Genomic DNA, 9,288 nt, shown 5'->3' on the forward strand with positions numbered 1-9,288 from the left:
TTCGTCTGGCAGTCCTGCGCCGAGCCGTGGCATTCTACTTGGCGGACTTCAAGATGGAAATCCAGCAGGGGTATACACACAGGGAGTGCAAGGAATGCGGGCCAAGATGGCTGACTTCAAGGATCGTCTGTTGTCTGGCAGGAGCCTCGACGAACAGATGGACATCGTTGCGGAACTGGCGGCGGAACTGGGCTTCGACGCCCTGGCCTATGACTATGCGGCCGTCCCGCTGGACCACGTGGGTACGGTGCTCACCCCCCCGGTGGTGAGTCTGCGCAATACCCCCGGCGACTGGGAAGAACTCTGGTGTTCCGAGGGGTATTACCAGCTCGATCCGGTGCAGCATCTGGCGATATCCTCGATTTCGCCGTTCGTGTGGTCCTATCGACCGCAGGACGAGACGGTCCTGCAACGTCACCTCGATCGTCGCCATGCGCCTGTCAGCAGCTATCTCCAGGATGCCCAGCTGGCCCACGGCGCCACCATTCCCATCCATCTGCCCCGCGGTGGGGTTGCGACCCTGACCGGCCTGCGCTCGCACACCCGCGAACCGGACATGGCCGAGGTCCATCATGTGCTCGCTGATTTCAGCCTGCTCGCCCATACCCTGCAGGAGGCGGCTTATCCGTTGCTATTAAAGGAAAGCGCGAACAAGGCCATCCATCTCACCCGTCGTGAACTGGAATGCCTGCGCTGGGCTGCCGAGGGCCTGACGGCAGGACAGATCGCCGAACACCTGCACCGCTCGCTGGCGACGATCTCCCTGCACCTGACCTCGGCCATGCACAAGCTTGGGGCGAAAAATCGCGTGCAAGCGGTAGCCCGTGCCGTGCATTACCGGCTGCTCGACGACTGACGACGGAAAAATCGCGAAAACCTAGAGAATTCTCTAGTTATGCGCATGCGTACCGACGGCTATCGTGTGTGCTACGACTCGCACGGAGCTGGATGAAATGGAAATCATCAAATCGATTGAAGGCTTTGCCCCCTTTGGCAGTTACCAGACCTGGTACCGCATCACCGGTGACCTTGAGTGCGGGCGCACTCCGCTGGTCGTCCTGCATGGTGGTCCGGGCTGCACCCATGACTATGTCGATTCCTACAAGGACGTCGCTGCGGGAGGCTACCCGGTCATCCACTACGACCAGCTGGGTAACGGCCGTTCGACCCACCTGCCGGACAAGCCGGAATCGTTCTGGAACCCGCAACTGTTCCTCGACGAACTCGACAACCTGCTCGCACACCTGGGCATCCAGGACCGCTACGCGATCCTCGGCCAGTCGTGGGGCGGCATGCTCGGCACCCTGCATGCGGCACGGCGCCCTGCCGGCCTGCGTTGCTTCGTGATCGCCAACTCGCCGGTGGACATGCATTTCTGGGTCGTGGAAGCCAACCGGCTGCGCTCCGAGCTGCCACCCGAGGTGCAGGAAACCCTGCTGCGCCACGAAGCCACCGGCGACTACAGCGCCCCTGAATACATCGCGGCCTCCCGGGTGTTCTACGAGCGCCATGTATGCCGCCTGGACCCTTGGCCGGATGAAGTGACGCGGACCTTCGAGCAGGTGGACGCCGACCCGACCGTGTACCACGCCATGGTCGGTCCGAACGAATTCCACATCATCGGCAACACCAAGGACCTGAACATCATCGACAGCGTGGGCAAGATCAACGTGCCTTGCCTGCTGATTTCCGGGCGCTATGACGAGGCCACTCCGGCGGTGGTCAAACCCTTCCTGGATCTCATCCCCGGGATCACCTGGGCACTGTTCGAGAACTCCAGCCACATGCCCCATGTCGAAGAGCGTGTGGCGTGCATGGGCACGGTGGTGACCTTCCTCGACGAGAATCTCTGAGCCGAATGCTGGCTGGTTCGCCGGCGACTGTTTTCCCTAGACTGAGGCCTGTCGTGGTGCTTGCACCCGCAGGCCTGTTTTTTTGGGCGACTGTGACAGCAGATTTCGGTTGATGTTTTTTTCACATCACGGCCAATATAGTGGCCACCCTTGTTGGGGAGTAGCCTGCTCCTGACCTTCGGTCACGAGCGTCCGCGTCAACATTCTCGGCAGCAGCCGTGGCGTGGACACCTTCGGGATTGGCGAGACCAACGATGCATCCATGCCTGGAGTCGGGCGTGTGGTTGCGTCGTTGACTCACTGCCCGACTGGATAGCCCTCGTGAGCCCGATTTCACTCTTCTTCCTCGCCCTGGCCATGTCCACCGACGCCTTCGCGGTGGCCATCGGCAAAGGCTCCAGCCTGCACAAGCCGCGTTTCCTCGAAGCCCTGCGCACCGGCCTGATATTCGGTGTCATCGAGGCCATGACCCCGATCATCGGCTGGGGTATCGGCCAGGTGGCCCTGCAGTTCGTCAAGAACTGGGACCACTGGATCGCCTTCGGCCTGTTGCTCGCCCTTGGCCTGCACATGATCTGGAACGGCCTCCGGCACGACGACGAAGTCGAGGAAAAGGCCAGCCAGCACTCCTTCTTCATTCTCGCCGTGACCGCCTTCGCCACCAGCATCGACGCCATGGCCGTGGGCGTCGGCCTGGCCTTCGTCAACGTCAACATCCTGGTTGCAGCGGCGGCCATCGGCCTGGCCACGCTGGTCATGGTCACGCTCGGCGTGATGCTTGGCCGGGTATTGGGCGCGGTGGTCGGCAAGCGCGCCGAGATCGTCGGCGGCATCGTGCTGATGCTGGTGGGCGCGACCATTCTCTACGAACACCTGATGGGGGCAGCCTGATCGATGACGAGCACATTCCGATTGATGCGTACGCTGGCACTGGGCTGCGCGGCCGTGGTGACGGCGGCGCTCGGCTTCTTCGCCTGGCAGGGTTTCTATCCGGTGCAGGCCTCCGGTGACTGGCGCTACGAGGTGGCCTGGCGCAGCGTGCCGAAGGCCGCGTCGCTGGCCCCGCTGGCGGACGGCTCGCTGATGGTCAGCCAGGAACTGAAGGACGGCAAGGGCAGCATCATGCGCATCCTCCCGGACGGTGCCCGCGAAGTGGTGGTCGGCGGCCTGTCCAAGCCCGACGGCATGACCGCGGCCCAGGGCGGCTGGGTGTTCAGCCAGGAGACCGGTGGCGCGCCGGTGAGCCTGCTCAAGGACGGCAAGGTCACCGACCTGTTCCAGGGCGAGAACGTCCAGGGCTTGTGGAATGACGGCGAAGACCTGTACGCCATTGAGGACCGCAAGGACAACGGTCGCCTGCTGCGCTATCGCTGGAGCGATGGCTCGTTGAGCGTGCTGCGCGATCGTCTCGACGAAGCGGAGTCCATCACTCGCTGCAGCGATGGCCGCCTGCTCTACACGCAGAAGAAGCAGGGCGTGGTCCGCGAACTCAAGGACGATGGCAGCGACCCGGTGGTGCTGGACGGACTCAACCAGCCGACCTTCCTCATGTGCGACCCGCGCGGCCTGTGGATCAGCGAGGACTCGACCCATCGCGCACGCTTGCTGCTGGTGGATGCGCAGGGGCGGCAGCGCACCGTGCTGTCGTTCCTCAAGGCGCCGCAGTCGATCGTCGCCACGGCCCGCGGCACTTACCTGGTGGCCGAGGGTGGACGCAATCGGGTGCTGGAACTGTTGCCGCCGGAGCCTTCAGCGCGGAACTGAGCCGCCCGGGATCAACCCGCCCAGCAACAGGCGCGCGGCATTGCGCGCGGCGACGTCGTAGTCCATAGCCTCGGCGGGCAGCCCGGGCATCTGCCAGCCGCGGCTGACGCAGGACTGGGCCATGGCCCAGATGGTCAGCAGCGCGTGCTCCGGGTCCACCGGTGCCAGCAGGCCGCGGTCGATCCACTGCCGGATGCCGGCCAGGCTCTTCTGGGTCTGCGCCGTCCAGCGTGCGAAGAATTCGCCCGGCAGGCGCCGCGCGCCTTCACGCAGTTCGGCCATGAACACCTTGGAGGCGAATGGCTGGCGCTCGAACAGGCGGATCATGCGGACCAGCGTGTGGGTCAGGGCCTCGATCGGCGTCTCGTCATCCTCCAGCACCGGCATGCAGGCGCTCAGGTACGAGGGCGCGATGTCCTCCAGCACCTTGGCGTAGATGTTCTCCTTCGACTTGAAGTAGTAGTGCACGTTGGACTTCGGCAGGCCGGCCAGCTCGGCGATGGTGGCGATCTTCGTCGCGGCGTAGCCCTTGTCGGCGAAGGCTTCGCTGGCGGCGTCGAGGATGGTCCGGCGCACGGAGTCGTCGGCCGGGGACGGGTTGGCAGTCCGCGGCGCATCGAGGCGCGGGTCGAAAGGCATGATGTACATCGCGAATTCCTTGTTGTTACCGGATGGCGACGCAGATGTCGCGGCGCCATCGGAATCCAGAATATACAAAACTATATAGCGACGGCGTAAGAGCCTTGTATCGTTTCCTATATAACGCTCGCCTCAGGGTGTGGCCGGGCGCTGTGGTGTCACCGCATGGCCGAAGTTGCTGCCCATGCGCAGGCGGGTCGCGGCCTGGTTGAACAGGCCCAGCTGGTTGGGCTGGCGCTGGACGATGCGTTCCGACGAAAGGCTGCCACCGGCCTTGTGTCGCGGATCTTCCGGAGCGGCCATGAGTTGGCCCAGGCATTCGTAGGACTGGCTGCGGTAGCCGTTGACCTCGGCATTCATGCAACTGGGTTGCGCCCTTGGCGTGTCGGCCAGCAGCGGCGTGGCGAACAGCAGGGCGGCCAGGGTGATCAGGTGGCGGCAGGGCATGGTGAAGTCTCCCGATGACTGATCGGTCGCTTATACGCCTGCATCGCGCCGGCTTGCCACCTCGCTGTTTGTATCCACGGCGTCACACCACAGTCACAAAGTGCCATCACGATAGCCGGGTTGTATCCGGATGGAGTGCCGGGATAACGGCCCGGACAGGAACCCCCCCATGGTGCATGAGCGAGCACGGTTCATCGCGACGCTGCTGGCGTTGTTCGCCATGTGGGCGGCCAGTGTCGCGGTGTCCCACGCCGATCCTGCACCCGACAGACCCTCGCGCCTGGCGATGCTGGATTTCCAGCTGCCGGGCCAACCGCTGGGCAAGGCCTTGCAGGCCTATGGCGAACTGACCGGGATGGCCGTGCTGGTGGACGGCGCGCTGCTCAAGGGGCGCCGCTCGGCGGCGGTGATGGGGAGTTTCAGCGCCGCTGATGGCCTGACCCGGCTACTCGACGGTACCGGACTGGGCGCGCGCTATACCGGCGAGCACGCCTTTACCCTGGTGCCGCTGGCGCGCGCCGCCCAGGTGCAGGCCCGTGCGGAAAAACCGTTCGTGGTCGCCTTGCAGCGAGCGGTGACCAGGCGCCTGTGCCAATACCCGGAGCTTTATCCGGGTACTTTTCGTGCGGCATTGCAAATGTGGTTCGACCGTGGAGGCGTGTTGCAGCGGGTGACCCTGCTCGGTCCCACGGGCGACAGGGAAGTGGACGAGGCCCTGCCCGGGGCCTTGCAGGGAATGCAACTGGGGCGTGCGGCCCCCGCGTTGCCGGTGACGTTGTTGCTGGAACGCAAGGAGTCAGGGAAGAGCATCGAGTGCGAACACAGCCAAGGGGAGGCGGGGGGATGAAGGATGAGTCGGGGCAGAATGCGATGGTCAAGCTGCTGCTGGCCTCGTATGGCGATTTCCGGACCCGGCTCAAGCGTCGCCTGGGTTCCGAGGACCTGGCCGCGGACGTGCTTCACGAAACCTACCTGCGCGTCGACCGCCTGGGCGATATCGGCGAGGTCAAGCGGCCCCAGGCCTACCTGTTCCGCATCGCCCTGAACATTGCCGCCGACCTGCGCGAAAGCGATGCCCGCCTGCTCACCGGCGAAGAGGTGGAATCACTGCTGCATGGCGCCGAGGAGCAACTGGGCCCCGAGCGTATCGTCGGCGGGCACAACGACCTGGCGCTGCTGGTTTCCGCCCTGCACGAGCTGCCTCGCCGGCGTCGGCAGATCCTCGTCGCGGCGCGCCTGGAAGAAGCGCCGCACCTGGAGATTTCCAAGCGTTTCGGCATCTCCACGCGCACCGTGGAGAAGGAATTGAAGTCGGCACTGGGCTTTTGCGCCGAGCGCCTGCAAAGAAAAGTCATACAGAGGTTCGGTCCCGGCGCGGGAAAACCGTCTACTTGATGAACCTCCGGAAAACCGTGCCCCGTAGCCCATATCGATGACCGCCAACGATCCCGAACTTGCTTCTGCACCCTCCTTGCGCGACCAGGCCCAGGCCTGGTTGGTGCGTTTGACGTCCGGCAGTGCGACCCAGGGCGATGCCAATGCTTTCCGGCGTTGGTGCGAGCTCAGCCCGGAGCATGTCCGGGCCTTTGTCGAAGCCCGCCAGATGTGGCAACTGCTCGGCCAGGCGGCCAGCCTGCAGGACGGCGAAACCCGTCCGTTGCCTGCCGGGCTGTTGGCGGCCGGGCGACCGCGGGTGCTCGCCCGCCGGGCGTTCCTCGGCGGCGCGCTGGCTGCCGGTGTGGGCGCCTTGATGCTTTCTTCCGGGCGGATGACGCTCTCCGGCGGCGCGGCGGGCGACTATCGCACCGAGGTGGGCGAGCAGCGCCAGGTGCGCCTGGATGCCAGCACGGTGATCGAGATGAACACCGCGACCCGCCTCAACGTGCACCGTGAGCGTGCCGACTCGCTGATCGAATTGCTGGGGGGCGAGGCGGAGATCGATACGCGCCGTGCTGCGGCGGGCGAAGTGCTGCGGGTGGCTGCGGGCAATGGTTGCGTGGTGGTGCGTGAAGCGCAGTTCAATGTGCGCATGATCGAAGGGCGGACCAGCGTGGCCTGCCTCGGCGGGCAGCTGGAAATCGATCATCTGGGGCGGCGCTTCAGTCTCGCCAGCGGCCAGCGCATGAGCTACGACGACACCAGCGGCGGTGCCCCGGAGGCTTTCGACCGCAGCGAAACCAGCGCTTGGCGCCAGGGCATGCTGGTGTTCAACGATGCACCGATGGCCCAGGTGGTGGAGGAGATCAACCGCTATCGCCCGGGGCTGATCCTGCTGGTCGACGACGCCCTGGCGCGGCGCGTGGTGCAGGCGCGCTTCAGCGTGGCACAGTTGAACGATGTCGCGGCGCTGATCCGCAATACCTTTGGCGTGCGTGTGCGGCAGTTGCCGGGTGGGGTGGTGTTGCTGGGGTAGGGGGATGGATATCTACACATCCTGGTCAAGTGAAGCGCGGACTCTGTGGGAGCTGGCTTGCCAGCGATAGCGGTAGTGAATTCACCGACGTCATCGCTGCGGTTCGGCGTCCCGACAAGCCAGCTCCCACAGGGGCCGCGTTGCCTGGGCGGTTTCGGTATTCAGTTCGGGACGAAATCAGGGGGAACCCAGCACCCGCCGATAGCGCTCGCCGCCACTGCGCTCGACGACAACCTCGACGCCGGTTGGCTGCCCATCGCCCAAGGCTCCCCAGCCCTTGTCCGCCGACCACCCTCGCACCGCGAACCGCCTGACCTGATCCAGCACCTTCACCTCGTCCCGCGGCGCCGCCAGCGGCCAGTCGACGCTCGCCTTGCCGGTGGCGCGATACAACTGGTCGCCACGCTTCAACCAGCGCACCCGTTGTAGCGCCCCCGGTGGTTGCGTCACCAGGCGAATCACCTCGATCCCGTCATCGCTGCGCCGCAGCGCGGCAACCGGCGGTTCCAGGTTGCCCAGGCGATCCTCGGCCCGAAGCTCCAGATCCCGCTGCAACTGCTTCAACGCCCGGTCCAGCGCCGCAGACTGCTCGCTGGCGCGCTGCATGCGCTGCGATCCGTCGCCGATGCTGTCCAGGCCACGCCAGGCAATCAGGCTGACCAGGGCCATCAGCAAGATCGCCACCATGACCTCGATCAGAGTGAAACCCGACTGCCGTTTCCTTGCCTCAGCGCACCTGCACATGACCATCCGCCTCCCGTTCCACCAGCACGCTGTTCTGCCCGTCCGACAGGCGGATGCGCAGCGCCGGCGCTATCCATTCGGCCTCCAGTTGCACCACCCGACGCGGCTGCACCTGGACCTCCACGGCCCCTGCCCGCCATTCGGCCGGGCGCAACAGGGTGTCGCCGCGCAGCACCTCGCCGCTGCCCACCACCACGAAACGATAGCCCCGCCGGTCCGGTTGCCAGCGCACCGGTATTCCACGCAAGCGTGCCTCGGCCTGGGCCAGCGGCAGTTGCAGGGCCAGGCGCTGGGCATCTTCGCGCAGCAGCCGGGCGGGGTCCGGGCGGCTCGACAGGCCGATGGCGGCGCTGGCGATGCCGATGATCACCAGCACCACCATCACCTCGATCAGGGTAAAACCGGATTGCTCCCGAGTCGGTGACACAAAACCGTGAAGTTTGCTGGCTACCCTGCGCCCACCGACGACCCTGGCAGAGGAGGCCCCGTCATGCACTTCACCTTGCGTCCCGACCTGACCCACGCAGCACAGGCCTGCGGCTGGCTGGCCCTGGCCGGCGGCGTGCTGTTCTGGGCGGTCAACGGCGCCAGCCCGCAGCTCGAAGCCGGCGCGCTCACCACCCTGGAAGCGCCCGTCGAACAGGCACCGCTGGCCGCTGCGCGCTGGTTCGCCGCACCGTCCGGCGACCTCGACGCACGCCTGCTCGGCATTCTCGCCGGGGCCCGCCCCGTGGTGCTGCTGAGCCTGGATGGCAAGGCACCCCAGGCCTTCCGTGAAGGCGAAACGCTGCCCGGCGGCGCGCGGATCAAGCAGATCAGCGGCGACACCCTGGTCATCGAGCGCCACGGACGCGAGCAACGGGTGGTGGTGCCGGCATTGGTCGCACCACCGGCGCTGGCGGAACTGAAGGCGCGCTGAAGTCATCGGCGGCGCTCCAGGACGGTGAACAGACGCGCCAGCGGCGGGTCGGACTCGCCGCTGGCGCGGACCTCCACCCAGACCCGCCACAGGCGTGCCTGCGGCAGCGGTTGCAAGCGGACCTCGCAGCGCAGGCGCAGGGCGCCCTGGGTGCAGTCGCTGTTGCCGGCGGACGGCTCGACCTGCAGGCGCAACTCGGCCAGGCGACTGTCCGCCGCGGCCAGGGCCAGGGTCTTGTCGCGCAGGCGCGCGTTGCTGTCGATCATCTGCGCGGTGGCGCGACTGGCGGCCGCCAGGGCCACCGCGACTATGGCCAGGGCCACCAGCACCTCGATCAGGGTGAAGCCACGTTGCGACGGTCTGCGCATCGTCAGGGTCTCGCCAGGCGGGAGTCGGCAGGCTAGCCGCGGCAGGTGACCGCTGCTTGACCGAAGCTCGGGAGCTTTCCTGTCGCCCGCTGTGCGCGAAAGCGCGACGCAGAGCCGTGCCGCCGCTTCAGCCAGGACAAC

13 protein-coding genes and 1 riboswitch are annotated in these 9,288 nt (G+C 66.1%); of the genes, 8 read left to right on the top strand and 5 right to left on the bottom strand.

Going from position 1 to position 9,288, the window contains the following annotated elements; genetic code table 11:
• Positions 1-94 precede the first annotated feature (94 nt).
• The 4 genes from V0R59_RS02335 (at position 95) to V0R59_RS02350 (ending at position 3,617) form a co-directional block, all read left to right on the top strand.
• A complete protein-coding gene (locus V0R59_RS02335; protein ID WP_330073248.1) occupies positions 95-856 on the top strand; it encodes a LuxR family transcriptional regulator in 762 nt (253 codons plus the stop codon).
• 97 nt (positions 857-953) lie between these two features.
• On the top strand, positions 954-1,853 hold the full coding sequence (locus V0R59_RS02340; protein ID WP_330073247.1) for a proline iminopeptidase-family hydrolase: 900 nt from the start codon (positions 954-956) through the stop codon (positions 1,851-1,853).
• A 148-nt stretch (positions 1,854-2,001) separates the two neighbouring features.
• Positions 2,002-2,162: riboswitch (yybP-ykoY riboswitch) on the top strand.
• A gap of 12 nt (positions 2,163-2,174) precedes the next feature.
• Positions 2,175-2,744 carry a manganese efflux pump MntP gene (gene mntP, locus V0R59_RS02345; protein ID WP_330073246.1) on the top strand — a complete coding sequence of 190 codons (570 nt, stop codon included), beginning with the start codon at positions 2,175-2,177 and terminating at the stop codon, positions 2,742-2,744.
• Positions 2,745-2,768: 24 nt separating this feature from the next.
• Positions 2,769-3,617 carry an SMP-30/gluconolactonase/LRE family protein gene (locus V0R59_RS02350; protein ID WP_330073245.1) on the top strand — a complete coding sequence of 283 codons (849 nt, stop codon included), beginning with the start codon at positions 2,769-2,771 and terminating at the stop codon, positions 3,615-3,617.
• Here the strand turns inward: V0R59_RS02350 and V0R59_RS02355 are convergent.
• Together V0R59_RS02355 and V0R59_RS02360 are read right to left on the bottom strand one after the other, a co-directional pair.
• Complete coding sequence (locus tag V0R59_RS02355) at positions 3,603-4,265, bottom strand: TetR/AcrR family transcriptional regulator (RefSeq protein ID WP_330073244.1); 663 nt, start codon at positions 4,263-4,265, stop codon at positions 3,603-3,605. The two genes, V0R59_RS02350 and V0R59_RS02355, sit on opposite strands and share 15 nt — an antisense overlap.
• A 123-nt stretch (positions 4,266-4,388) precedes the next feature.
• A complete protein-coding gene (locus tag V0R59_RS02360; RefSeq protein ID WP_330073243.1) occupies positions 4,389-4,703 on the bottom strand; it encodes a hypothetical protein in 315 nt (104 codons plus the stop codon).
• 169 nt (positions 4,704-4,872) lie between these two features.
• Here V0R59_RS02360 and V0R59_RS02365 point away from each other — a divergent pair, with 169 nt between their 5' ends.
• The 3 genes from V0R59_RS02365 to V0R59_RS02375 are packed head-to-tail and all read left to right on the top strand — an operon-like array spanning position 4,873 to position 7,116.
• Positions 4,873-5,550: an STN domain-containing protein gene (locus V0R59_RS02365; RefSeq protein ID WP_330073242.1), complete on the top strand. Its 678-nt coding sequence runs from the start codon at positions 4,873-4,875 to the stop codon at positions 5,548-5,550.
• Positions 5,547-6,098 (top strand): RNA polymerase sigma factor, encoded by a 552-nt coding sequence (locus tag V0R59_RS02370; RefSeq protein WP_330073241.1) that lies wholly within the window; start codon positions 5,547-5,549, stop codon positions 6,096-6,098. Before V0R59_RS02365 ends, V0R59_RS02370 begins: the two co-directional genes overlap by 4 nt.
• Positions 6,099-6,135: 37 nt before the next feature.
• Complete coding sequence (locus V0R59_RS02375; protein ID WP_330073240.1) at positions 6,136-7,116, top strand: FecR family protein; 981 nt, start codon at positions 6,136-6,138, stop codon at positions 7,114-7,116.
• A 177-nt stretch (positions 7,117-7,293) separates the two neighbouring features.
• Here the strand turns inward: V0R59_RS02375 and V0R59_RS02380 are convergent, their stop codons facing one another.
• On the bottom strand, positions 7,294-7,860 hold the full coding sequence (locus V0R59_RS02380; RefSeq protein WP_330073239.1) for a prepilin-type N-terminal cleavage/methylation domain-containing protein: 567 nt from the start codon (positions 7,858-7,860) through the stop codon (positions 7,294-7,296).
• Positions 7,844-8,287: a type II secretion system minor pseudopilin GspH gene (gene gspH, locus V0R59_RS02385; RefSeq protein WP_330073238.1), complete on the bottom strand. Its 444-nt coding sequence runs from the start codon at positions 8,285-8,287 to the stop codon at positions 7,844-7,846. Before gspH ends, V0R59_RS02380 begins: the two co-directional genes overlap by 17 nt.
• A 63-nt stretch (positions 8,288-8,350) precedes the next feature.
• Between gspH and V0R59_RS02390 the strand changes: the two genes are divergently transcribed.
• Complete coding sequence (locus tag V0R59_RS02390) at positions 8,351-8,779, top strand: type II secretion system protein N (RefSeq protein ID WP_330073237.1); 429 nt, start codon at positions 8,351-8,353, stop codon at positions 8,777-8,779.
• Between the two features lie 2 nt (positions 8,780-8,781).
• Here the strand turns inward: V0R59_RS02390 and gspI are convergent, their stop codons facing one another.
• Entirely contained in the window at positions 8,782-9,147 is a 366-nt protein-coding gene (gene gspI / locus V0R59_RS02395) for a type II secretion system minor pseudopilin GspI (protein ID WP_330073236.1), read from the bottom strand.
• Between the last annotated feature and the right edge of the window lie 141 nt (positions 9,148-9,288).

The sequence above is a fragment of the Pseudomonas ulcerans genome, from assembly GCF_036324125.1.
In the GTDB taxonomy this organism is placed as follows: Bacteria; Pseudomonadota; Gammaproteobacteria; order Pseudomonadales; family Pseudomonadaceae; genus Aquipseudomonas; species Aquipseudomonas ulcerans.